The organism is Burkholderia sp. AU15512, from assembly GCF_002223325.1.
GTDB lineage: Bacteria > Pseudomonadota > Gammaproteobacteria > Burkholderiales > Burkholderiaceae > Burkholderia.
The window spans coordinates 52,045-75,107 of the sequence record NZ_NKEX01000002.1; the positions used below are offsets into that span (position 1 = coordinate 52,045).

The 23,063-nt window shown below is 67.5% G+C and carries 18 protein-coding genes; 17 read left to right on the forward strand and 1 reads right to left on the reverse strand.

Features of this window, described 5'->3' with window-relative positions; genetic code table 11:
• The first annotated feature begins 122 nt into the window (after window positions 1-122).
• The 12 genes from CFB43_RS01730 (at window position 123) to ugpQ (ending at window position 12,243) form a co-directional block, all read left to right on the forward strand.
• Window positions 123-1,049, forward strand: a complete 927-nt coding sequence (locus CFB43_RS01730; protein ID WP_089493952.1) for a competence protein ComA — start codon at window positions 123-125, stop codon at window positions 1,047-1,049.
• Window positions 1,046-1,654, forward strand: a complete 609-nt coding sequence (locus CFB43_RS01735) for a fimbrial protein (protein ID WP_089493953.1) — start codon at window positions 1,046-1,048, stop codon at window positions 1,652-1,654. The genes CFB43_RS01730 and CFB43_RS01735 overlap by 4 nt, the downstream gene beginning before the upstream one ends.
• Window positions 1,651-2,520: a pilus assembly protein gene (locus CFB43_RS01740; protein ID WP_089493954.1), complete on the forward strand. Its 870-nt coding sequence runs from the start codon at window positions 1,651-1,653 to the stop codon at window positions 2,518-2,520. Before CFB43_RS01735 ends, CFB43_RS01740 begins: the two co-directional genes overlap by 4 nt.
• On the forward strand, window positions 2,517-4,148 hold the full coding sequence (locus CFB43_RS01745; protein WP_089493955.1) for a type IV pilus secretin PilQ: 1,632 nt from the start codon (window positions 2,517-2,519) through the stop codon (window positions 4,146-4,148). The genes CFB43_RS01740 and CFB43_RS01745 overlap by 4 nt, the downstream gene beginning before the upstream one ends.
• Window positions 4,149-4,188: 40 nt before the next feature.
• Window positions 4,189-4,743: a shikimate kinase gene (locus tag CFB43_RS01750; protein WP_089424313.1), complete on the forward strand. Its 555-nt coding sequence runs from the start codon at window positions 4,189-4,191 to the stop codon at window positions 4,741-4,743.
• Window positions 4,740-5,819 (forward strand): 3-dehydroquinate synthase, encoded by a 1,080-nt coding sequence (aroB, locus tag CFB43_RS01755; RefSeq protein ID WP_089493956.1) that lies wholly within the window; start codon window positions 4,740-4,742, stop codon window positions 5,817-5,819. Before CFB43_RS01750 ends, aroB begins: the two co-directional genes overlap by 4 nt.
• 41 nt (window positions 5,820-5,860) lie before the next feature.
• Window positions 5,861-7,069: a deoxyguanosinetriphosphate triphosphohydrolase gene (locus CFB43_RS01760; protein WP_089493957.1), complete on the forward strand. Its 1,209-nt coding sequence runs from the start codon at window positions 5,861-5,863 to the stop codon at window positions 7,067-7,069.
• Between the two features lie 90 nt (window positions 7,070-7,159).
• Entirely contained in the window at window positions 7,160-8,494 is a 1,335-nt protein-coding gene (gene ugpB, locus CFB43_RS01765; protein WP_089424316.1) for a sn-glycerol-3-phosphate ABC transporter substrate-binding protein UgpB, read from the forward strand.
• A 102-nt stretch (window positions 8,495-8,596) separates the two neighbouring features.
• On the forward strand, window positions 8,597-9,481 hold the full coding sequence (ugpA, locus tag CFB43_RS01770; RefSeq protein WP_089493958.1) for a sn-glycerol-3-phosphate ABC transporter permease UgpA: 885 nt from the start codon (window positions 8,597-8,599) through the stop codon (window positions 9,479-9,481).
• Window positions 9,478-10,323: a sn-glycerol-3-phosphate ABC transporter permease UgpE gene (gene ugpE, locus CFB43_RS01775; protein ID WP_039366729.1), complete on the forward strand. Its 846-nt coding sequence runs from the start codon at window positions 9,478-9,480 to the stop codon at window positions 10,321-10,323. The genes ugpA and ugpE overlap by 4 nt, the downstream gene beginning before the upstream one ends.
• A gap of 32 nt (window positions 10,324-10,355) precedes the next feature.
• The gene (locus tag CFB43_RS01780; RefSeq protein ID WP_089493959.1) at window positions 10,356-11,441 is read left to right on the forward strand and encodes a sn-glycerol-3-phosphate import ATP-binding protein UgpC; all 1,086 of its coding nucleotides are present in this window, start codon (window positions 10,356-10,358) and stop codon (window positions 11,439-11,441) included.
• A 28-nt stretch (window positions 11,442-11,469) separates the two neighbouring features.
• Complete coding sequence (gene ugpQ, locus CFB43_RS01785) at window positions 11,470-12,243, forward strand: glycerophosphodiester phosphodiesterase (RefSeq protein WP_089493960.1); 774 nt, start codon at window positions 11,470-11,472, stop codon at window positions 12,241-12,243.
• A gap of 169 nt (window positions 12,244-12,412) precedes the next feature.
• On the opposite strand, the gene CFB43_RS01790 is transcribed toward ugpQ, so the two are convergent.
• Entirely contained in the window at window positions 12,413-13,138 is a 726-nt protein-coding gene (locus CFB43_RS01790; protein ID WP_089472018.1) for an OmpW/AlkL family protein, read from the reverse strand.
• A 193-nt stretch (window positions 13,139-13,331) separates the two neighbouring features.
• Between CFB43_RS01790 and CFB43_RS01795 the strand changes: the two genes are divergently transcribed.
• The 5 genes from CFB43_RS01795 to thpR all read left to right on the forward strand — a co-directional run bounded on the left by CFB43_RS01795 (window position 13,332) and on the right by thpR (window position 23,023).
• Complete coding sequence (locus CFB43_RS01795; protein ID WP_006477151.1) at window positions 13,332-14,045, forward strand: transposase; 714 nt, start codon at window positions 13,332-13,334, stop codon at window positions 14,043-14,045.
• A gap of 289 nt (window positions 14,046-14,334) precedes the next feature.
• Window positions 14,335-19,038, forward strand: coding sequence for a glutamate synthase-related protein (locus CFB43_RS01805; RefSeq protein WP_089424321.1), 4,704 nt, complete (start codon window positions 14,335-14,337; stop codon window positions 19,036-19,038).
• Window positions 19,039-19,123: 85 nt separating this feature from the next.
• On the forward strand, window positions 19,124-20,590 hold the full coding sequence (locus CFB43_RS01810; RefSeq protein WP_089493961.1) for a glutamate synthase subunit beta: 1,467 nt from the start codon (window positions 19,124-19,126) through the stop codon (window positions 20,588-20,590).
• Between the two features lie 367 nt (window positions 20,591-20,957).
• On the forward strand, window positions 20,958-22,448 hold the full coding sequence (locus CFB43_RS01815) for an alanine/glycine:cation symporter family protein (RefSeq protein ID WP_089493962.1): 1,491 nt from the start codon (window positions 20,958-20,960) through the stop codon (window positions 22,446-22,448).
• On the forward strand, window positions 22,445-23,023 hold the full coding sequence (thpR, locus tag CFB43_RS01820) for an RNA 2',3'-cyclic phosphodiesterase (RefSeq protein WP_089493963.1): 579 nt from the start codon (window positions 22,445-22,447) through the stop codon (window positions 23,021-23,023). Before CFB43_RS01815 ends, thpR begins: the two co-directional genes overlap by 4 nt.
• Window positions 23,024-23,063: the final 40 nt, after the last annotated feature.

Consider the following 23,063-nt stretch of genomic DNA (forward strand, 5'->3'; position numbering starts at 1 on the left):
GCCTGCGCATGGCCGTCGCGAGCGGATGCTGGCCGTTAGGCCGACTGTCGGCCGCACGCGCCGATTTGCAGAATCAGGTCTCGGAAACGCGGCATGGGCCGCGACGATTTCGGGAGGATGGGATGGCGGGACGATGGCGAGCGCGGTTTGCGCAGGGTGGGCATCGGTCGACGGGAATCGACGTCGGTGCAGACGAGGTCAGGGTGGCCGTGCTGAGCCGGTGCGGCCGGGGCGCGGAGGTGTGCGTCGAGGGGCTGGAGCGGGAGCCGGTCGGGTTGGCGGGCGGCCCGGAGGATGCGCGCTGGGCGGCGGTTGCGCGTGCGCTGGCCGCCGCCGTGTCGAGGCTGTCGGCGGCCGGGGTGCGGTGCGACGCGCGCGGCGTGATGGCGTTGCACGATGACGAGATGCGCACCGCGACGCTCGACCTGGCCGGGCGGGCCGATGTCGAGGACGCCGCGCGGCAGGCGGCCGAACGCATCTCGGGGCTGGCGCCGGACAGTCTCGCGTTCGACTGGCGGCAGGACGGCGGCGCACGAGCCGGCGAGATCGAGATTGCCGTGGCTCCGCTGGCGCTGCTCGAACGGCGGATCGACGTGGCCGCCCAGGCCGGTGTCGACCTGACGGTGGTCGACGGCGAGTCGGCCGCGGCGCTGCGTGCGTTGCGCTATGCCGCGCAATTCGAACCCGACGCGCAGGCGGGCCCCTACGCGGCGCTCTGGTTCCATGACTCGGGCGTGCACGGCTGGCGAATCGACGGCCCGTTGGCCGTACCGGTGCTGACGCTGTCCGGCGCCGTGCCGGGGGCGTTTTCCGATGCATTGCGCCAGCGCGCGCTCGGGGCCGTGTGTTGCGTACTCGTGTCAGGGGACGAGCGGTGTATCGCCCGCTTCGACACGTCCGTCGCCGAGATTGGCGACGTGCTCGGCGCGGTTGCGGTGTCGTTCGACTGCACCGGCTGGAGCGGGCAGCCATGCCTGCCCGCCGGCATGCCGGGCGGCCCGGCATGGGCGGTCGCATTCGGGCTGGCATTGCGCGGGGTGTGGGAATGACGGCCCGTCGTGCGGAGCCGGGCGGCTTCAACCTGCTGCCGTACCGCGAGCGGCTGGCGCAGGCGTTGCGACGTCGCCGGGCCACGCAGTGCGGTGCGGCGATTCTGCTTGGTGTGCTCGGCGTCGGCCTGTGGACGGGCGCCGCCACCGGGGCGCGGTGGCGCGTGGATGCCGAGCGCGCGAGTGTGGAGGCGCGGCTGCGGCAGTTGCAGCCGCAGGTGGGGGCCGCGACACGCGCAGCCAAGGCTGCGGCCGTTGCCGCGCAACGCGACGCGCAGGCGGCCGCGCTCGCCGCGCCTTATCGGCACGTCGCAGGGCTGCTGGCCACGCTGGCGCAGGTGCGCGACGGCACCGTCCGGCTCGATGCGCTGCGCACGACGTCGGCCGGTGCCGTGCTCGACGCGCGTGCCGCGAGCTACCGGGCGGCCGCGCGATGGCTCGGGGGGATGGCGCGCGAGCAACGTGGCTGGCGGATCGATATCGATGCACTGAAGCCTGCTTCCGGTGCTCCGGTCGTGACAGGCGGGATGCCGTTCCGGTTCTCGATCCAGCTGCGCTGGCTCGACGCGATGGCGTCCCGGAAAGCGTCGGGAGGTGGCGCATGACGGCGGTGCTCGCGCATCGGTCCGCACTGCGCAGCGACGGATGGCGAGGCGGCATGCGGCGCGTGTCGCCGGCGGCTGCGCACCTCGCAGGCTGTGGGCTCGCATTCGCGGCCGTGCTCGCGGGCGGCATTCATCTGGCGAATGCTGCCGACTGGAGCGGGCTCGCGCATGGCCGCGCGTTGCTCGCCGCGGCGCAGATGCGGGAGGCCGACGCGCGGCGTGTCCTGGCTGCCGCTGCACGGCAACGCGGCGTGCAGCCGGCGGCGGCACACGGCGATCGCTCGCCGCGTACGCCGGAATGGGCTGCGTTGATGCTGGAACTGGCGGATCGCGCCGCGTCGAGCGGGCTGCGCGACGTATCGATCGAACCGCTGCGCGCCGATGGCGCGGTGCCGGACGGCAGGCGCACGGTGCGCATCGTCGCGGAGGGCCGCTTTCACGCGTTGCTGCAGATGGTCGGCGAGCTGGCCCGCTTCCCGGTGCTGGCAGTGCCGTCCGCGCTGCGTGTCGAACGGGGAAAGGAGGCCGCGCGCGTTGAAATGTCCGTCGACGTGTTTCCGGCGTTGCCGGCGCCAACGTTCACAGGCGGGGAGGCGTCGGTTCTGGCCGGCGCACCCGGCGCCGATCCGTTCGGCGAGGCCGGTTCGTCCGAAGCGCAGGGGGCGGCTGCCCGCCTGGCTGGCACGATTCGCGACGGTCATGCAGGTCTCGCGCTGTTCGACGACGGTGGCGGCGCGTTCACGGCCGTGGTTCCCGGCGATACCCTCGGGGCCGCGCGAGTGGTGCGCGTCGACCCCGTCACCGTGACGCTCGCAACGGCGGATGGCGCGTACCGGGTCACGCTGGACGACGGGAGGCGGCCATGATCAAGCACGGATGCCGGGTGCTCGCCGTTTGGGTAGGCTTGACCGCGGCCAGTGCAAGCGCGTCATTGCCGCCGCTGCCGGCCGTCTGGCCTGCCGCATCGTTGGATGCGCAGGTGCCGGGCCTTCCATTGCCACAAGGCGGGGTGGACGGGGCGGATCACGCCGTAGCGACGGAGGCCGGGCCGCCGCCGTTCGACCAGGCGGCTCGCGCGGCGTTTCAGGCGGAGGCCGCCACCTCGGCACCCGGGCTGGAGGGGCCGCCGATCCCGTTGGCGCCGCCGGCCCGGATGGGCGACGCTGCGGCCCGGCAACCGGGCGATGCGGACGACACGCGGCGGATCTCGCTGAATCTGCAGGGCGCAGGGCTTGCGGCCGCGTTCGACGCGTTCGCACGGTTCACGGGGCTCAATATCGTCGTCAGCGAGCAGGTGCGCGGTACCGTCACGTTACGTCTGAACAATGTCCCTTGGCGCGATGCCTTCGACACGCTACTCGACACACACGCGCTCGCGATGACCCGGCGGGGCAACGTGATATGGGTCACGCCGGCGGTCGAACTGGCCGCCCGCGAACGCGAGCGCTTCGAAATGCACGCGCGGGCCGCCGATCTGGAGCCGCTTGCGAGCCGGACGTTCGCGCTGCACTACCCGCGCGCGCAGGACGTGCAGCGACTGCTGGCCGGCGCGACCGGCCAGCGGCTGCTGTCGAAGCGTGGCGCAGCGGCGGCCGATCCGCGCACGAACCTGCTGTTCGTCACCGATCTCGCGCCGCGTCTCGACCAGGTCGCGAGCCTGATCGAGGCGATCGACCGGCCGTCGCGGCAGGTCCGGATCGAGGCCCGCATCGTCGAGGGCGAGCAGGGTTTTTCGCGCAATCTCGGCGCACGTGTCGCGCTGCGCGCGCAGGAGCGGCCGCCGTCGGGCGAGAGCGCCACGTTTGCGACCGGTGCCCGCAATGCGCTCGACCTGGCTGCACGGCCGCTCGGCGGCTTCGAAGCGGCAACCGCCGGCTTCACGCTGTTCGCCGCGCCGCTCAGCCGTGTGCTCGACGTCGAACTGAGCGCGCTCGAGGCACAGGGGCGGGGCCAGATCGTTTCGAGCCCGCGCGTGGTGACCGCCGACCGCGTCAAGGCCATCGTCGAACAGGGGTCGGAGTTGCCGTACCAGGCGAAGGTCGGGAACGGCGTGAGCGGCGTGCAGTTCCGCCGGGCCACGCTCAAACTGGAGGTCGAGCCGCAAATCACGCCGGACGGGCGCGTGGTGCTCGACCTGGACGTGACGAAGGACAGTATCGGCGAGCCGACGGCGGCCGGCCCGGCGATCCATACGAAGCACGTCCAGACGCGCGTCGAGGTCGAGAACGGCGGGACGGTCGCGATCGGCGGGATCTATGAACAACTGAACCGGAACGATGTGACGCGCGTGCCGCTCTTGGGCAAAATACCGTTTCTGGGCGCGCTTTTCCGGCACCGCGCGCAACGCGATCAACGTAACGAGCTGGTCGTCTTCATCACGCCGACCGTCGTCGATGCGCGCTGTAATGCGCGCGGCGCGGTCAGCACGGATGCCGAGAAAACGGGGCCGGAAGCCGCCGGCGCAGGCTCGACAAGGCAGCCGCTTTGCCAGTAAGCTGCGCCACACACCAGCAAGATTGAAGCAGAGGAAGCCGTTGCAAGCGCGGGACCCACATGCAAACGTATTTTTCGTCGGCCTTATGGGAGCGGGTAAGACCACCGTGGGCCGTGCGGTCGCGCGCCGTCTCGACAGGACGTTCTTCGACTCCGACCACGAAATCGAGGCCCGCACGGGCGCGCGCATTCCGGTGATCTTCGAGATGGAGGGCGAGGCCGGGTTTCGCGATCGCGAAACGCAGGTGATCGCCGATCTCACGCAGCGCGAGAACATCGTGCTCGCGACGGGCGGCGGCGCGGTGCTGCGCCCGGAAAACCGCGACTGCCTGAAAAACCACGGCATCGTCGTCTACCTGCGCGCCAATCCGCACGATCTGTGGCTGCGCACGCGCAAGGACAAGAATCGCCCGCTGCTGCAGACCGAAGATCCGAAGGGGCGTCTCGAAGCGCTGTACGAGGTACGCGACCCGCTGTACCGCGAATGCGCGGATTTCGTCATCGAGACCGGCCGTCCGTCGGTCAACGGTCTCGTCAACATGGTGCTGATGCAACTCGAACTGGCCGGCGTCATCGCCAAGCCGCTACAAGCATGATTACTGTCAACGTCGACCTGGGCGACCGCGCCTATCCGATTCACATTGGCGCCGGCTTGATCGGTCGCGCCGAGCTGTTCGCGCCTCATATCAAGGGCTCGTCCGTCACGATCGTCACGAACACGACGGTCGATCCGCTCTACGGCGACGCGCTGCGCGCGGCGCTTGCGCCGCTCGGCAAACGCGTGTCGACGGTCGTGCTGCCGGACGGCGAGGCGTACAAGAACTGGGAAACGCTGAACCTGATCTTCGACGGCCTGCTGACCGACCGCGCGGACCGCAAGACGACGCTCGTCGCGGTCGGCGGCGGCGTGATCGGCGACATGACGGGCTTTGCCGCCGCGTGCTACATGCGCGGCGTGCCGTTCATCCAGGTGCCGACGACGCTGCTGTCGCAGGTCGACTCGTCGGTCGGCGGCAAGACGGGCATCAACCACCCGCTCGGCAAGAACATGATTGGCGCGTTCTACCAGCCGCAGGCCGTGATCGCGGACATCGGCGCGCTGACGACGCTGCCCGACCGCGAACTGGCAGCCGGCGTCGCCGAGATCATCAAGACCGGCGCGATCGCCGATGCGGAATTCTTCGACTGGATCGAGGCGAACGTCGACGCGCTGAACCGTCGCGACCCGGCTGCGCTCGCGCATGCGGTGAAGCGCTCGTGCGAGATCAAGGCAAGCGTGGTGGCGGCCGACGAACGCGAAGGCGGCCTGCGTGCGATCCTGAATTTCGGCCACACGTTCGGCCATGCGATCGAGGCCGGGCTCGGCTACGGCGAATGGCTGCACGGCGAGGCGGTCGGCTGTGGGATGGTGATGGCGGGTGATCTGTCGGTGCGGCTCGGCCTGCTCGACGAAGCGTCGCGGCAGCGCCTCGATGCGGTGATCGCGGCTGCGCACCTGCCGACCCGCGGGCCCGCGCTCGGCGACGCGCGCTATATGGACCTGATGCGCGTCGACAAGAAGGCCGAGGCCGGCGCGATCAAGTTCATCCTGCTGAAGCGATTCGGCGATACGCTGATCACGCAGGCGCCGGACGAAGCCGTGTTCGCCACACTGGCGCAGACCACCCGCTAACGGCGGCCCGGATGCCCCGGCGCCCCTGACATGGAGGAGACGTGAGCGAGACATCCAGCAGCACACTGCCCGAAGCCGGCCACGCGTCAGTTGCGCCGGTGGCCGAGCCGCCGACGCTGGCGGCGCTGGAAGCCCATCTCGCTCCGTATGCGGCACATGCGTCGCAGTCGCGCGGCCGTCGCCATCCGGAAGCACCGCCGGCGGCGCGCACCGAATTCCAGCGCGACCGCGACCGCATCGTCCATTCGACCGCATTTCGCCGGCTCGAATACAAGACGCAGGTCTTCGTCAATCACGAAGGCGACCTGTTCCGCACCCGTCTCACGCACAGTCTCGAAGTCGCGCAGATCGCGCGCTCGGTCGCGCGCAACCTGCGCCTGAACGAGGATCTCGTCGAGGCGATCTCGCTCGCGCACGACCTCGGCCATACGCCGTTCGGCCATGCCGGGCAGGACGCGCTGAATGCCTGCATGCGCGAGCATGGCGGCTTCGAGCACAACCTGCAGAGCCTCGCGGTCGTCGACGAGCTCGAGGAGCACTACGGCGCGTTCGACGGGCTGAACCTGTGCTTCGAGACGCGCGAAGGCATTCTGAAGCACTGCTCGCGCGAGAATGCGCGCAAGCTCGGCGCGCTCGGCGAGCGCTTCCTGCAAGGCCGCCAGCCGTCGCTCGAAGCGCAGCTCGCCAACATCGCGGACGAGATCGCGTACAACAACCACGACGTCGACGACGGCCTGCGTTCCGGCCTGATCACGATCGAGCAGCTCGCGGAAGTCGAGCTGTGGCAGCGCCACTACGAGGCGGCGCTCGCCGAATTCCCGTACCTCGAAGGCCGCCGTCTCGTGCACGAGACGGTGCGCCGCATCATCAACACGCTGATCGTCGACCTGATCGACGAGACGACGCGCAATCTCGCGCGTGTCGCGCCCGCATCGCTCGACGACGTGCGCGCCGCGCCGCCGCTCGTGTCGCACAGCGAAACGGTCGCCGCGCAGGCGGCCGCCCTCAAGCGTTTCCTCTTCAAGAACCTCTATCGCCACTACAAGGTGATGCGCATGGCGAGCAAGGCGCAGCGGGTCGTCACCGGCCTGTTCGACGCGTTCATCGACGATCCGCGCCTGTTGCCGCCGCCGTACCAGTCCGACGACACCGCGCAGCAGCCGCGCCTCGTCGCGCACTACATCGCCGGCATGACCGACCGCTTCGCGCTGAAGGAGTATCAGCGCCTGTTCGTCATCGGCGACAACTGACTGTCACAAACGATCACTAGACTTCGCCGGTTCAATGGCGACGGGAATGTTGCACACGCTGTTGGTAACGTTTTCATAGGAGAGAGGTCGATGAAGAAGAAGCCTGCGGGGACACTGGTTCGTTCGATCGCGCTCGGCGGCGCGCTGATGTTCGGGGTACAGCACGTGGCGCTCGCCGCGACGGAAATCCAGTTCTGGCATGCGATGGAGGCCGCGCTCGGCGAGCGGGTCAATGCGATCGCCGACCAGTTCAATGCGTCGCAGAGCGACTACAAGATCGTGCCGGTCTTCAAGGGCACCTACGACCAGGCGCTCGCGGCCGGCATCGCCGCCTATCGCAGCGGCAACGCGCCGGCGATCCTCCAGGTCTACGAAGTCGGCACGGCCACGATGATGCAGGCGAAGAAGGCCGTCGTGCCCGTCTACGACGTGTTCAAGCAGGCCGGCGTGCCGCTCGACGAAAAGGCGTTCGTGCCGACCATCGCGAGCTACTACAGCGACGCGAAGACGGGCCATCTCGTCTCGATGCCGTTCAACAGCTCGACGCCGGTGCTGTACTACAACAAGGACGCGTTCAAGAAGGCCGGGCTCGACCCGAACCAGCCGCCGAAGACGTGGGCCGACGTGCAGGCCGATGCCGAGAAGCTGCGCAAGTCGGGGATGGCGTGCGGCTTCACGACCGGCTGGCAGGGCTGGATCCAGCTCGAGAACTACAGCGCGTGGCACGGGCTGCCGTTCGCGAGCCGCAACAACGGCTTCGACGGTACCGACGCGGCGCTCGAATTCAACAAGCCGCAGCAGATTGCGCACATCTCGTTCCTGCAACAGATGGCGAAGGACGGCACGTTCACGTACGCGGGCCGCAAGGATGAGGCGTCGGCGAAGTTCTACAGCGGCGACTGCGGGATCCTGACGACGTCGTCGGGCGCGCTCGCGAACGTGCAGAAGTTCGCGAAGTTCAGCTACGGCACGGGCATGATGCCGTACGACGCGAACGTGAAGGGCGCTCCGCAGAACGCGATCATCGGCGGTGCGAGCCTGTGGGTGCTGGCGGGCAAGGATCCGGCGACCTACAAGGGCGTCGCGAAATTCCTCGCGTACCTGGCCTCGCCGGCGGTCGCCGCGAAGTGGCACCAGGACACGGGCTACCTGCCCGTGACGACCGCGGCGTACGACCTCACGCGCCAGCAGGGCTTCTACGCGAAGAACCCGAGCGCCGAAACCGCGATCAAGCAGATGCTGAACAAGCCACCGCTGCCGTACACGAAGGGGCTGCGCCTGGGTAACATGCCGCAGATCCGCACGGTGGTCGACGAGGAGTTCGAACAGGTCTGGGCGCAGAAGAAGTCGCCGAAGGACGCGCTCGATTCGGCCGCGTCGCGCGGCGACGAACTGCTGCGCCGCTTCGAGAAGTCGGGCGGCTGAGCCCGCATCGCACCGTGCCGCCGGCCGCGTCGCATCCAGTGCGGATGCGCGTGCCGGCCGGCGGCACGCCCCCTTTCCGTTGCGCCTGACCGGATCTTCGCGATGCAATCCCGTTCCCGTTTCGGTACGAGCCTGCTGCCGTACCTGCTGATCGCGCCGCAGCTCGCGATCACCGCCGTGTTCTTCCTGTGGCCGGCCGGCGTCGCGCTATGGCAGTCGACGCAGATGCAGGACGCGTTCGGCACGTCGAGCGAATTCGTCGGCCTTGCGAACTTCGCGCACCTGTTCGCCGATCCGCTATATCTCGATTCGTTCCGCACGACGCTCGTGTTCAGTTCGCTCGTCACGGTGAGCGGGCTCGTCGTGTCGCTGGTTCTCGCCGCGTGCGCCGATCGCGTGATCCGCGGCGCGCGCGTGTACCGCACGCTGCTGATCTGGCCATACGCGGTCGCCCCGACCATCGCTGCCGTGCTGTGGGCGTTCCTGTTCAACCCGAGCATCGGCCTGATCACCTATGCGCTCGCGAAGAGCGGCATCGTGTGGAATCACGCGCTGAACGGCGGGCAGGCGATGTTCCTCGTCGTGCTCGCATCGGTGTGGAAGCAGGTGAGCTACAACTTCCTGTTCTTCTACGCGGGCCTGCAGGCGATTCCGCGCTCGCTGATCGAGGCGGCGGCGATCGACGGCGCCGGGCCGGTGCGGCGCTTCTTCAACATCGTGCTGCCGCTGCTGTCGCCCACCAGCTTCTTCCTGCTGGTCGTGAACCTCGTCTACGCGTTCTTCGACACGTTCCCGGTGATCGACGCGGCCACCGGCGGCGGTCCGGCGCAGAGCACGAAGACACTGATCTACAAGATCTTCGCGGAGGGCTTCCAGGGGCTCGACATCGGCAGCTCGGGCGCGCAGTCGGTCGTGCTGATGATCATCGTCGTCGGGCTCACGGTGATCCAGTTCCGCTTCGTCGAACGCAGGGTGCAATACGCATGATCGAAAATCGCAAGGGCTTCGACCTGTTCTGCCACGCGGTGCTGATCGCGGGTGTGGTGCTGATCGTGTTTCCCGTCTACGTCGCGTTCTGCGCGGCGACGATGAACGCGCAGGAAGTGTTCACGGTGCCGCTGTCGCTCGTGCCGAGCACGCACCTGTTCGAGAACGTCGCGTACATCTGGGGGCATGGCAGCGGCGGTACGACGGCGCCGTTCGGCCGCCTGCTCGTGAACAGCTTCGCGATGGCGCTCGGCATCGCGGTGGGCAAGATCGCGGTGTCGATCCTGTCCGCGTACGCGATCGTCTATTTCCGCTTCCCGTTCCGCAACACGGCGTTCTGGCTGATCTTCGTCACGCTGATGCTGCCGGTGGAAGTGCGGATCTTCCCGACCGTGCAAGTCGTGTCGACGCTGCACCTGACGAACACCTACGCGGGGCTCACGCTGCCGCTGATCGCATCGGCGACCGCGACGTTCCTGTTCCGCCAGTTCTTCATGACGCTGCCCGACGAGCTGATGGATGCCGCACGCATCGACGGCGCGGGGCCGCTGCGGTTCTTCTGGGACGTCGTGCTGCCACTGTCGAAGACGAGCATCGCGGCGCTGTTCGTGATCACGTTCATCTACGGCTGGAACCAGTATCTGTGGCCGATCCTGATCACGACGGAGGCCTCGCTGTCGACGGCGGTGGTGGGTATCAAGACGATGATCGCGAGCGGCGACGCCGCGACCGAATGGCAATACGTGATGGCGGCGACGCTGCTGGGAATGATCCCGCCGCTCGTCGTCGTGCTGGCGATGCAGCGCTGGTTCGTGCGCGGCCTCGTCGATTCCGAGAAATAAATGACGGACGGCAACCGGGAGAAAGACCAAGAATGGCTGCGCTGAGCTTGAAGGGCGTCAGGAAATCCTACGACGGCAAGCAGCACGTGCTGCATGGCATCGACGTGGAGATCGCCGACGGCGAATTCATCGTGCTGGTCGGCCCGTCGGGCTGCGGCAAGTCGACGTTGCTGCGGATGATCGCGGGGCTCGAGACGGTGACGGACGGCGAGATCGCGATCGGCGAGCGCGTCGTCAACGCGCTGGAGCCGAAGGATCGCGACATCGCGATGGTGTTCCAGAACTATGCGCTGTACCCGCACATGACGGTCGCGCAGAACATGGGCTACGGGCTGAAGATCCGCGGGATCGAGCGCGCGACGATCGATTCGCGGGTGGCCGCGGCCGCGAAGATCCTCGAGCTCGAGCCGCTGCTCGCGCGGCGGCCGCGCGAGCTGTCGGGCGGCCAGCGGCAGCGTGTCGCGATGGGGCGCGCGATCGTGCGCGAGCCGTCGGTGTTCCTGTTCGACGAGCCGTTGTCGAACCTCGACGCGAAGTTGCGCGTACAGATGCGGCTCGAGATCCAGCGGCTGCATGCGCGGCTCGCGACGACGAGCGTCTACGTGACGCACGACCAGATCGAGGCGATGACCCTTGCGCAGCGCGTGATCGTGATGAACCGCGGCTACGCGGAGCAGATCGGCGCGCCGGTCGACGTGTACGAGAAGCCGGCGACGGTGTTCGTCGCGGGCTTCATCGGCTCGCCCGCGATGAACCTGATGCACGGCCGGCTGTCGGACGACGGCGCGACGTTTACGGTCGCGGGCGGCGGCCCCGCGCTGCCGGTCGCGGGCGCCCCCGGCATCGGCCGCGAGATCGCCACCGGGCGCGACTGGGTGCTCGGCGTGCGTCCCGAACACATGACGCCGCAGCCGGGCGTCGCGCAGGCGACGCTGCCGGTCGACTCGTGCGAGCTGCTCGGCGCGGACAATCTCGCGCACGGCCGCTGGGGCAATCACGACGTCGCGGTGCGCCTGCCGCACGCGGACCGTCCCGCGCGCGGCACGGCGCTGGCGGCCGCGCTGCCGGCGCACCGCCTGCATTTCTTCGATCCCGAGACCGGCAAGCGTGCCGGCTGACCCTGCTGACCTTGCCGAGAGACCGACGATGACGACCCGTACCGACTGGTGGCCTTATCCGCGCGTCGTCGCCCATCGCGGCGGCGGCACGCTCGCGCCGGAGAACACGCTCGCCGCGCTCGACGAGGGCGCGCGCCGTGGCCACCGGATGGTCGAGTTCGACGCGAAGCTATCGGCCGACGACGTGACGTTCCTGCTGCACGACGACACGGTCGACCGCACGTCGAACGGTCACGGCGCGGCGGCGGGCATGCGTTATGACGCGCTGGCCGCGCTCGATGCGGGCGCATGGCGCGACGCGCGCTTCGCGGGCGAGCGGATGCCGACGCTCGAGGCGGCGGCGGCGCGCTGTCTCGCCCACGGGTTGGCAGCGAACGTCGAGATCAAGCCGTGCCCGGGGCGCGAGCGCGAGACGGGGCAGCGCGTGGCGGCCGACGCGGCCGCGTACTGGCGTGATGCCGCGATTCCGCCGCTCCTGTCGTCGTTCTCGTTCGATGCGCTGCAACAGGCACGCGCGACGGCGCCTGCGCTGCCGCGCGGAATGCTCTACGAGTCCGTGCCGGACGATTGGCATGCGCAGGTCGTCGGCGCGCTCGGCTGCGTTTCGTTGCATGCAGACCACACCCAGCTCGACGAACCGCTCGTGCGCGCGATCAAGGCGGCCGGGCTGCGCATCCTGGTTTACACGGTAAACGACCTCGAACGGGCACGCGAACTCGCCCGCTGGGGCGTCGACGCGGTCTGCACGGACCGGATCGACCTGATCGGGCCGGCAGCGCTGGACGACATCGCCATCCCCTGACGGCGCGACAACGGCTGGCGAAACCGGCGTCAGGAACGTGCCTGATGCGAAAAAACGACGCCCCGACGGGATTCCCGCCGGGGCGTTTCGCATCGTGGAGACGTTACGTCACGAAAAATCCGCTACAAATTGCAGCAGGATTAACCATTCCCCAAATATTCGACTACGCTTAGAAGCGGTAGCCGAGGTTCAGGTACGTGACGATCGGGTTCAGCGAGATCTTCGCTTTCGACGTTTCGGTCAGGGTGCCGACCGGCGTCCGGCGGGCCGTCGTGAAGGTCGCGGTCACGCTGACAGGGATGTACGAGAGCGACAGCCCCGCGAACCAGTGCTTCGTGAAGTTGTACGTGAAGCCGGCGTTGAAGACGGGCGCCCACTGGTTGCTGGTCGTCGCGCTGGTCGGGCCGCCGAGCACGCCGTTCTCGAACGTGCCGTTGGTGATCTTCGCGCCGGTGAACCAGACATAGGTCGCGCCGACACCGACATACGGACGGAACTTCGCATTGGCGTCGTTGAAGTGGTAGCGCAGCAAGACGGCGGGGCTCCACTGGTACGCGCGGCCGAGTACGCCGAATCTATCGAACTGACCCTTGCCGGTAATGTCGAACTTCGGCGGTATCCCCATCACGAGCTCGGTGGAGATATGGTCGGTGACGAAGTAGCCCGCCGCGAGCCCCAGCGTGTCGGCGTCGTTGATGCCCGCGCCGGTGTTGGGAATGGATTGGTTGATGGGCGTGCCGCCTACGCGGTAGACGAACAGCGGGTCGCTGCTGTCCTGCGGCGAAAGGTGCAGCCAGCCGGTGCTGACGTAGAAATCACCTGCGGATTGTGCGTGTGCCGTACCGCCCGCGAATGCGAGCGCTGCGGCCCCCGTAATGGCCAGTTTTCGTTTCATTGTGTCTCCTCCGATCAAAGGCGTGCTCATTATGACGACTGCGTTTAAAACCAAACAAGCTCGTAAGTTAGAGTTTTCTCCCTAGGTTTCGTACGACCGTACGCTTTCGCGCCCCGCGGGGACAGGCATTCTACGCAGGTGCGCACTTTCGGACCCCCGGGTATTTCCTAACGCGTTCAAACGGACATTCAGCATGGCACGGTTAGCACGACTCTACGTTCCCGACCAGCCGCAGCACGTGATACTGCGCGGCCTGGATCAGCAACCCGCGTTCGTCGACGACCAGGACTACGAACTCTTCATCGATTGCCTGAAGGCCGCCGCGCGCGATCATCACCTGTCGGTGCACGCCTACGTGCTGCTGCCCCGCCAGGTGCAACTGCTCGTGACGCCGAGCGACGAAGCGAGCCTGCCGAAAGCGATGCAGGCCGTCGGTCGCCGCTACGTCGCGCATTTCAACCGCCGCTACTCGCGGCGCGGCACCCTGTGGGAAGGCCGCTATCGCGCGACCGTGATCGAAGGCGAGCGCTATTTCCTGCTCGCGAGCCGCGTGGTCGAGATGAGCCCGGTGCGCGCGCAGCTCGTCGCGACGCCCGAGGCCTATCGGTGGTCGAGCTACCGGCACCACGTCGGGCTCACCGTCGACAGCCTGATCACCGACCATCCGCTCTACTGGGCGCTCGGCAATACGCCGTTCGACCGCCAGCGCGCGTACAAGGAGCTGTGCGAGCAGCCGCTCGACGAGCGCCAGGCCGACCAGCTGCAGCAGGCGACGTTGAAGGGCTGGGTGCTCGGCGGCGAGAATTATCGCGAGTGGGCGGCGCGTACCGCGAACCGGCGCGTGTCGCCGCTGCCGCGCGGACGCCCCAGAAAGGTGCGTGAAAACACGCCGCCGATCCAGCAGTAACGCAGGAATGGCGGTTCAGGAGGCGGCGCTGCGGGTGCCGCTTCTTTTTGCACCAAAACGATACGTCCCCAATAAAACGGCACCAGATCGAGGCATCCATTTTATTGGGGCTCGATCAAGCGGTTTTTGTTGCTATTCCTTTGATTCGTCGCGTATATTCCGAATTCCGGTGGCCCGGGCGAAGCATGCCCATCCACGGTCGGCCGTGCCGTCTCCCGTTGGGAGCGGGAGCGACGGCAACAAGAAAATGGTTCAACGGCCTCCAGGCCCCCTTTACGACGGTGTCCCCATGAACGACCACCAGCAGCCGCTCGCCGCGGTGCCCGCCGCACAAGGTCTGTATGACCCGCAAAACGAACACGACGCCTGTGGCGTCGGCTTCGTCGCTCACATCAAGGGCAAGAAGAGCCACGAGATCATTCAGCAGGGTCTGAAGATCCTCGAGAACCTCGATCACCGTGGCGCGGTCGGCGCCGATCCGCTGATGGGCGACGGCGCGGGCATCCTGATCCAGATTCCGGACGCGTTCTATCGCGAGGAAATGGCGAAGCAGGGCGTGAACCTGCCCCCGGCCGGTGAATATGGGGTCGGCATGATCTTCCTGCCGAAGGAAAACGCATCGCGTCTCGCGTGCGAGCAGGAGCTCGAGCGGACGGTGAAGGCCGAAGGCCAGGTCGTGCTCGGCTGGCGCGACGTGCCGGTCGATCATGCGATGCCGATTTCGCCGACGGTCAAGGCGAGCGAGCCGCTGATCCGCCAGATCTTCATCGGCCGCGGCAAGGACATCATGGTGACGGACGCGCTCGAGCGGAAGCTGTACGTGATCCGTAAGACGGCGAGCCACCGCATCCAGGCGCTGAAGCTCAAGCACGGCAAGGAATACTTCGTGCCGTCGATGTCGGCGCGCACGATCGTCTACAAGGGGCTGCTGCTCGCGGGCCAGGTCGGCGTGTATTACCGCGACCTGCAGGACGCGCGTGTCGTGTCGGCGCTCGCGCTCGTGCACCAGCGCTTCTCGACCAACACGTTCCCGGCGTGGGAGCTGGCTCACCCGTACCGGATGATCGCGCACAACGGCGAGATCAACACCGTGAAGGGCAACGTGAACTGGCTGAACGCGCGTACCGGCGCGATCGCGTCGCACGTGCTCGCCGACGATCTGCCGAAGCTGTGGCCGCTGATCTACCCGGGCCAGTCGGATACCGCGTCGTTCGACAACTGTCTCGAGCTGCTGGTGATGGCCGGCTACCCGCTCGTGCACGCGGTGATGATGATGATCCCGGAAGCATGGGAACAGCACACGCTGATGGACGAGAACCGCCGCGCGTTCTACGAATACCACGCCGCGATGATGGAGCCGTGGGACGGCCCGGCCGCGATCGCGTTCACCGACGGCCGCCAGATCGGCGCGACGCTCGACCGTAACGGCCTGCGTCCGGCGCGCTACATCGTCACCGACGACGATCTCGTGATCATGGCGTCGGAAGCCGGCACGCTGCCGATCCCCGAATCGAAGATCGTCAAGAAGTGGCGCCTGCAGCCGGGCAAGATGTTCCTGATCGACATGGAACACGGCCGCATCATCGACGACAAGGAACTGAAGGACAACCTCGCGAACGCGAAGCCATACAAGAGCTGGATCGACGCCGTGCGCATCAAGCTCGACGAGATCGAGCCGAAGGCCGAGGAAGTCGCGGCCGGCCGCACGCAGGGCGCCGCGCTGCTCGACCGCCAGCAGGCGTTCGGCTATACGCAGGAAGACCTGAAGTTCCTGATGGCGCCGATGGCGCAGCAGGGCGAGGAAGCCGTCGGTTCGATGGGCAACGACTCGCCGCTCGCGGTGATGTCGAACAAGAACAAGACGCTCTATCACTACTTCAAGCAGCTGTTCGCGCAGGTCACGAACCCGCCGATCGACCCGATCCGCGAGAACATGGTCATGTCGCTCGTGTCGTTCATCGGCCCGAAGCCGAACCTGCTCGACACGAACAACATCAACCCGCCGATGCGTCTCGAAGTGTCGCAGCCGGTGCTCGACTTCAAGGACATCGCGAAGATCCGCGCGATCGACCAGTACACGGGCGGCAAGTTCAGCGCGTACGAACTGAACATCTGCTACCCGGTCGCCTGGGGCAAGGAAGGCATCGAGGCACGCCTCGCGTCGCTGTGCGCGGAAGCCGTCGACGCGGTGAAGTCGGGCTACAACATGCTGATCGTGTCGGACCGCAAGACGGACGCCGAGCATGTCGCGATTCCGGCGCTGCTCGCCACGTCGGCGATCCACTCGCACCTCGTCCAGCAGGGGCTGCGCACGAGCACGGGCCTCGTCGTCGAGACGGGCTCCGCACGTGAGACGCACCACTTCGCGCTGCTCGCGGGCTACGGCGCGGAAGCCGTGCACCCGTACCTCGCGATGGAAACGCTCGCGAAGATGGCCGAAGGGCTGCCGGGCGACCTGTCGCCGGAGAAGGCCGTCTACAACTTCACGAAGGCGGTCGGCAAGGGCCTGCAGAAGGTGATGTCGAAGATGGGCATCTCGACGTACATGTCGTACACCGGTGCGCAGATCTTCGAAGCGCTCGGCCTGTCGAGCGACCTCGTCGAGAAGTACTTCAAGGGCACGGCGTCGAAGGTCGGCGGCATCGGCCTGTTCGAAGTCGCGGAAGAGGCGATCCGCCTGCATCGCGACGCGTTCGGCGACAGCCCGGTCCTGCGCGACATGCTCGACGCGGGCGGCGAGTATGCGTACCGCGTGCGTGGCGAAGACCACATGTGGACGCCGGATTCGATCGCGAAGCTGCAGCACGCGACGCGCAGCAACTCGTACCAGACGTACAAGGAATACGCGCACCTGATCAACGACCAGACCAAGCGTCACATGACGTTCCGCGGCCTGTTCGAGTTCAAGGTCGAGCCGACCAAGGCGATCCCGATCGACGACGTCGAGCCGGCGAAGGACATCGTCAAGCGCTTCGCGACGGGCGCGATGTCGCTCGGTTCGATCAGCACGGAAGCGCACGCAACGCTTGCGATCGCGATGAACCGGATCGGCGGCAAGTCGAACACCGGCGAAGGCGGCGAGGACGAGAAGCGTTACCGCAACGAACTGCGCGGCATTCCGATCAAGTCGGGCGAGACGCTGAAGTCGGTGATCGGCGATGAAATCGTCAGCGACATTCCGCTGAAGGACGGCGATTCGCTGCGCTCGAAGATCAAGCAGGTCGCGTCGGGCCGCTTCGGCGTCACCGCCGAGTACCTCGCGTCGGCCGACCAGATCCAGATCAAGATGGCGCAGGGCGCGAAGCCGGGCGAAGGCGGCCAGCTGCCGGGCCACAAGGTGTCCGAATACATCGGCAAGCTGCGTTACTCGGTGCCGGGCGTCGGCCTGATCTCGCCGCCGCCGCACCACGACATCTATTCGATCGAGGATCTGGCGCAGCTGATCCACGACCTGAAGAACGTGAACCCGAGCGCGAGCATCTCCGTGAAACTCGTGTCGGAAGTGGGCGTCGGCACGGTCGCGGCCGGTGTGGCGAAGGCGAAGGCCGATCACGTCGTGATCGCCGGCCATGACGGCGGCACGGGCGCATCGCCGCTGTCGTCGGTCAAGCACGCGGGCACGCCGTGGGAACTCGGCTTGGCCGAAACGCAGCAGACGCTGGTGCTGAACCGCCTGCGCGGCCGTATCCGCGTGCAGGCCGACGGCCAGATGAAGACGGGCCGCGACGTCGTGATCGGCGCGCTGCTCGGCGCGGACGAATTCGGCTTCGCGACGGCGCCGCTCGTCGTCGAAGGTTGCATCATGATGCGCAAGTGCCACCTGAACACGTGCCCGGTCGGCGTCGCGACGCAGGATCCGGTGCTGCGTGCGAAGTTCAAGGGCCAGCCCGAGCACGTCGTGAACTACTTCTTCTTCGTCGCCGAGGAAGTGCGCGAGATCATGGCGCAGCTCGGCGTCGCGAAGTTCGACGACCTGATCGGCCGCGCCGACCTGCTCGACACCCGCAAGGGCATCGAGCACTGGAAGGCGAAGGGCCTCGACTTCTCGCGCGTGTTCTACCAGCCGGAAGAATGCGAGGACGTCGCGCCGCGTCACGTCGACGTGCAGGATCACGGCCTCGAGCGCGCGCTCGACCACGTGCTGATCGAGAAGGCGAAGGCCGCGATCGAGAACGGCGAGCATGTGTCGTTCATCCAGCCGGTGCGCAACGTGAACCGGACGGTCGGCGCGATGCTGTCGGGCGTGATCGCGAAGAAGCACGGCCACGACGGCCTGGCCGACGACGCGGTGCACATCCAGCTGAAGGGCACGGCCGGCCAGAGCTTCGGCGCGTTCCTCGCGAAGGGCGTGACGCTCGACCTCGTCGGCGACGGCAACGACTACGTCGGCAAGGGCCTGTCGGGCGGCCGGATCATCATCCGCCCGACCAACGACTTCCGCGGCAAGTCCGAGGAAAACATCATCTGCGGCAACACGGTGATGTACGGCGCGATCGAAGGCGAATCGTTCTTCCGCGGCGTGGCGGGCGAGCGCTTCTGCGTGCGCAACTCGGGTGCGACGGCGGTCGTCGAAGGCACGGGCGACCACGGTTGCGAATACATGACGGGCGGCACGGTCGTCGTGCTCGGCGAGACCGGGCGCAACTTCGCGGCCGGCATGTCGGGCGGTCTCGCATACATCTACGATCCGGAAGGCACGTTCGCGGCGAAGTGCAACAAGTCGATGGTCGCGCTCGAGCCGGTGCTGCAGCAGGCCGAGCAGGAGCGCACGGTCGACCGCGCGCTCTGGCACGAAGGCACGACGGACGAAGCGCTGCTCAAGGGGCTCGTCGAGCGTCATTTCCAGTTCACGGGTTCGCCGCGCGCGAAGTCGCTGCTGGAAAACTGGGACGCGGCGCGCCGCCAGTTCGTGAAGGTGTTTCCGCACGAATACAAGCGCGCGCTGGGCGAGATCGGTGCGAAGAAGGCGGCGAAGGAAGAGCTGGCCGCCTGAGCGACGAACGACATAGCGAATGCCGCGCGCGCATGACTGCCGCGCGCGGCTCCCCCACCCGATACACCGAACAGAAGAGCACCTTATGGGCAAGGCAACCGGTTTTCTGGAGTTCGAACGCCGCCACGAGGCGTACGAAGCACCGCTCACGCGCGTGAAGCACTACAAGGAATTCGTCGCGGCACTGACCGACGCGGACGCAAAGGTCCAAGGCGCGCGCTGCATGGATTGCGGCATCCCGTTCTGCAACAACGGCTGCCCGGTCAACAACATCATTCCGGACTTCAACGATCTCGTTTACCGCCAGGACTGGCAGCAGGCGATCGAAGTCCTGCACTCGACCAACAACTTCCCGGAATTCACGGGCCGCATCTGCCCGGCGCCGTGCGAAGCCGCGTGCACGCTCGGGATCAACGACGACCCGGTCGGCATCAAGTCGATCGAGCACGCGATCATCGACAAGGCCTGGGCGGAAGGCTGGGTGAAGCCGCTGCCGGCCGAGCACAAGACCGGCAAGAAGGTCGCGGTCGTCGGTTCGGGCCCTGCGGGTCTCGCCGCCGCGCAGCAGCTCGCGCGTGCGGGCCACGACGTGACGGTGTTCGAGAAGAACGACCGTGTCGGCGGCCTGCTGCGTTACGGGATCCCCGACTTCAAGCTCGAGAAGTGGCTGATCGACCGCCGCATGCGCCAGATGGAAGCGGAAGGCGTGACGTTCCGCACCAGCGTGTTCATCGGCAAGGATCCGCTGCCCGAGTCGATCGGCAGCCTCGCGAAGGAAACCATCTCGCCGGACACGCTGAAGGAGGAATTCGACGCGGTCGTGATCGCGGGCGGCTCGGAAACGCCGCGCGACCTGCCGGTGCCGGGCCGCGAACTCGCAGGCGTGCATTACGCGATGGACTTCCTGCCGCAGCAGAACCGCGTGAACGCGGGTGACAAGCTCGTCGACCAGCTGCTCGCGAAGGGCAAGCACGTGATCGTGATCGGTGGTGGCGACACGGGTTCGGACTGCGTCGGCACGTCGAACCGTCACGGCGCGAAGCAGGTCACGCAGTTCGAGCTGCTGCCGCAGCCGCCGGAAGAGGAAAACAAGCCGCTCGTGTGGCCGTACTGGCCGATCAAGCTGCGCACGTCGTCGTCGCACGAGGAAGGTTGCGAGCGCGACTGGGCGGTCGCGACGAAGCGTCTCGAAGGCAAGAACGGCAAGGTCGAGAAGCTGATCGCGGTGCGCGTCGAGTGGAAGGACGGCAAGATGCAGGAAGTGCCGGGCTCCGAGTTCGAAATGAAGGCCGACCTCGTGCTGCTCGCGATGGGCTTCACGCAGCCGGCAGCGCCCGTGCTGGAGGCATTCGGCGTCGCGAAGGATGCGCGCGGCAATGCGCGTGCGGCGACCGAAGGCGATCGTTCGTACTACACGTCGGTCGACAAGGTGTTCGCGGCGGGCGACATGCGCCGCGGCCAGTCGCTCGTGGTGTGGGCGATCCGCGAAGGCCGCCAGTGCGCACGCTCGGTCGATGCGTATCTGATGGGGCATTCGAACCTGCCGCGATAAGCGCAGGTCGGTAGCCGTCGTGGAAACCGGGCGTCCGAAAGGGCGCCCGGTTTTTTTTGCGCACACGATTCGGTGATCGTGCGGTGCGCGCCGTGCGCTTCGTATCGGGCGACCGGCCGGCGTCTCGCTGCGTCGGACACCGCCCCGGGCGCGCCACGACACGATCCCACGCCGCGGCTGTCACGATCCTGGCACCTCCGCATTTTCGCGAAGCGTCGCCTAATCTGATCACATCCGGCAGCAATTTCCGGTCATCCCAAACCTTTCGTTTTGTAATGATCCTTGCAAACTGTCATATCATGTCGCCCCTCCGGCCGTGAAGCGAGCGGCTATCACATGTGACCGACCCTATTTACAAGGATTCTGGATGGAAGCACTCGTGCAAGGGCTGATCGACGCCGTCAACGGCGTGTTGTGGAACTACGTGCTGATCGCGCTGCTGCTCGGCGTGGGCCTGTGGTTCACGCTGCGGTTTCGGATGATCCAGCTGAAGGCGCTGTTGCTCAGCGTGAAGCTGGTCGGCAGCAAGGGCGAGCCGGGCAGCATCTCGTCGTTCCAGGCGTTCGCGACCGGGCTCGCGAGCCGCGTCGGCACCGGCAACATCGCCGGCGTCGCGGTCGCGCTGACCGTCGGCGGGCCGGGCGCGATCTTCTGGATGTGGATGACGGCGCTGGTCGGGATGTCGTCCGCGTTCGTCGAGGCGACGCTCGCGCAGATCTTCAAGGTGTCGCATCCGGACGGCAGCTATCGCGGCGGCCCCGCGTACTACATCCAGACGGGCCTGCGCTCGCGCGGCTTCGGCGTGCTGTTCTCGCTGTCGCTGATCCTCGCGTTCGGCTTCGTGTTCAATGCGGTGCAGGCCAACGCGATTGCCGATGCGTTCGACACGTCGTTCGGCTGGAGCCGCGCGACGGTCGGTCTCGGGCTCGTGCTGCTGACCGCGCCGATCATCTTCGGCGGGATTCGCCGGATCGCGGCGGTGGCGCAGGTGATCGTGCCGCTGATGGCGATCGGCTACCTCGCGCTGGCGGTCTATGCGGTTGCGACGCATATCGCGCTGGTGCCGGGCGTGATCGCGCTGATCGTGAAGAGCGCGTTCGGTCTCGAGCAGGCGGCGGGCGGCCTGACGGGCTATGCGGTCAGCCAGGCGGTCGCGATGGGCGTGAAGCGCGGGCTGTTCTCGAACGAGGCCGGCATGGGCAGCGCGCCGAATGCGGCGGCAACCGCCAGCACGCGGCATCCGGTCGTGCAGGGGCTGATCCAGATGCTCGGCGTGTTCGTCGACACGATCGTGATCTGCAGCGCGACCGCCTTCGTGATCCTGCTGTCGGGCCAGTACGAACTCGGCACCGGCATGGAAGGCGCGGCGCTCACGCAGCGCTCGATCGCGAGCCACGTCGGCGACTGGGGCGGCATCTACATGGCGTTCGCGATTTTCTTCTTCGCGTACTCGTCGGTGATCGGCAACTACGCATATGCGGAAGGCAACGTCGAATTCATCACGAAGCGGCGCGGCGTGCTGCCGCTGTTCCGCGTCGCGGTGCTCGCGATGGTGATGTTCGGCAGCGTCGGGCAACTGCCGCTCGTGTGGGCGATGGCCGATACGAGCATGGGGCTGATGGCGATCATCAACCTGATCGCGATCCTCGCGCTCGGCAAGTACGCGCACGCGGCCTGGCGCGACTATCGCCGCCAGCGCGCGGCGGGCGTGGCCGATCCGGTGTTCACGCGCAATACGATCCCGGAACTCGCGAACGTGCTGCCGACCGACGTGTGGGGCGAGCATGGCCCGCTGCCGCAACGTCCGGCCGCGGCTGATCCTGCGCGCGCGCCGCGCGTGGCGGCGAGCGAGTCATGAACGGCGACCGGCTGCGCGTGTTCGTCGCGCTGATGCCCGATGCGGCATCGCGCGACGCGCTGCACGCGTTGCCGGTTACCCGGGGCGCGCGGCGTCCGCTGCCCGCGCAACTGCATGTGACGCTTGCGTTCGTCGGCGCGATCGAGCGGGCGTGCTGCGACGCGCTGGCCGCGTGCCTGCCGGCGCTCGCGGCCGCGCATGCACTGCCGTTGATGCCGGTCGAACGGATCGCGTGGTGGCCGAGCCTGCCGCGCGCGCGGCTGATCGTCGCCGAGCTGGCCGCCGAGCCGGCGTGCGCGGCGTTGAATGTCGCGCTGTCGGCGAAGCTGCGCGAACTCGGCGTGCCGGCCGACCGGCGGCCGTTCCGCCCGCACGTGACGCTCGCGCGGCTGCCGCACGATGCGGTCGGGCAGCCGGCGCACGGCGGTGCGGTGAAGCGGCCGGTCGCGCTGCGGTTCGACGCGCTCGCGCTGTTCGAAAGCCGGTTGTCGCACGAAGGCGTGTCGCATCGGCCGATCGTGTCGGCGCCGATTGCGCGGGCGGACGGCGAGGCGGGCGGCCAGGCGGCGCAGTGAGCGGCTTGTGAGCCGCGTTGCGATTGCCGGCTGCCATGTG

What these genes read in the sequence shown, in the direction of transcription:
- CFB43_RS01730 (WP_089493952.1), top strand. Translation starts at nt 123, where the DNA reads ATGGCGGGACGATGGCGAGCGCGGTTTGCGCAGGGTGGGCATCGGTCG.
- CFB43_RS01735 (WP_089493953.1), top strand. Translation starts at nt 1,046, where the DNA reads ATGACGGCCCGTCGTGCGGAGCCGGGCGGCTTCAACCTGCTGCCGTAC.
- CFB43_RS01740 (WP_089493954.1), top strand. Translation starts at nt 1,651, where the DNA reads ATGACGGCGGTGCTCGCGCATCGGTCCGCACTGCGCAGCGACGGATGG.
- CFB43_RS01745 (WP_089493955.1), top strand. Translation starts at nt 2,517, where the DNA reads ATGATCAAGCACGGATGCCGGGTGCTCGCCGTTTGGGTAGGCTTGACC.
- aroB (WP_089493956.1), top strand. Translation starts at nt 4,740, where the DNA reads ATGATTACTGTCAACGTCGACCTGGGCGACCGCGCCTATCCGATTCAC.
- ugpB (WP_089424316.1), top strand. Translation starts at nt 7,160, where the DNA reads ATGAAGAAGAAGCCTGCGGGGACACTGGTTCGTTCGATCGCGCTCGGC.
- ugpA (WP_089493958.1), top strand. Translation starts at nt 8,597, where the DNA reads ATGCAATCCCGTTCCCGTTTCGGTACGAGCCTGCTGCCGTACCTGCTG.
- ugpE (WP_039366729.1), top strand. Translation starts at nt 9,478, where the DNA reads ATGATCGAAAATCGCAAGGGCTTCGACCTGTTCTGCCACGCGGTGCTG.
- CFB43_RS01780 (WP_089493959.1), top strand. Translation starts at nt 10,356, where the DNA reads ATGGCTGCGCTGAGCTTGAAGGGCGTCAGGAAATCCTACGACGGCAAG.
- ugpQ (WP_089493960.1), top strand. Translation starts at nt 11,470, where the DNA reads ATGACGACCCGTACCGACTGGTGGCCTTATCCGCGCGTCGTCGCCCAT.
- CFB43_RS01790 (WP_089472018.1), bottom strand. Translation starts at nt 13,138, where the DNA reads ATGAAACGAAAACTGGCCATTACGGGGGCCGCAGCGCTCGCATTCGCG.
- CFB43_RS01795 (WP_006477151.1), top strand. Translation starts at nt 13,332, where the DNA reads ATGGCACGGTTAGCACGACTCTACGTTCCCGACCAGCCGCAGCACGTG.
- CFB43_RS01805 (WP_089424321.1), top strand. Translation starts at nt 14,335, where the DNA reads ATGAACGACCACCAGCAGCCGCTCGCCGCGGTGCCCGCCGCACAAGGT.
- CFB43_RS01810 (WP_089493961.1), top strand. Translation starts at nt 19,124, where the DNA reads ATGGGCAAGGCAACCGGTTTTCTGGAGTTCGAACGCCGCCACGAGGCG.
- CFB43_RS01815 (WP_089493962.1), top strand. Translation starts at nt 20,958, where the DNA reads ATGGAAGCACTCGTGCAAGGGCTGATCGACGCCGTCAACGGCGTGTTG.
- thpR (WP_089493963.1), top strand. Translation starts at nt 22,445, where the DNA reads ATGAACGGCGACCGGCTGCGCGTGTTCGTCGCGCTGATGCCCGATGCG.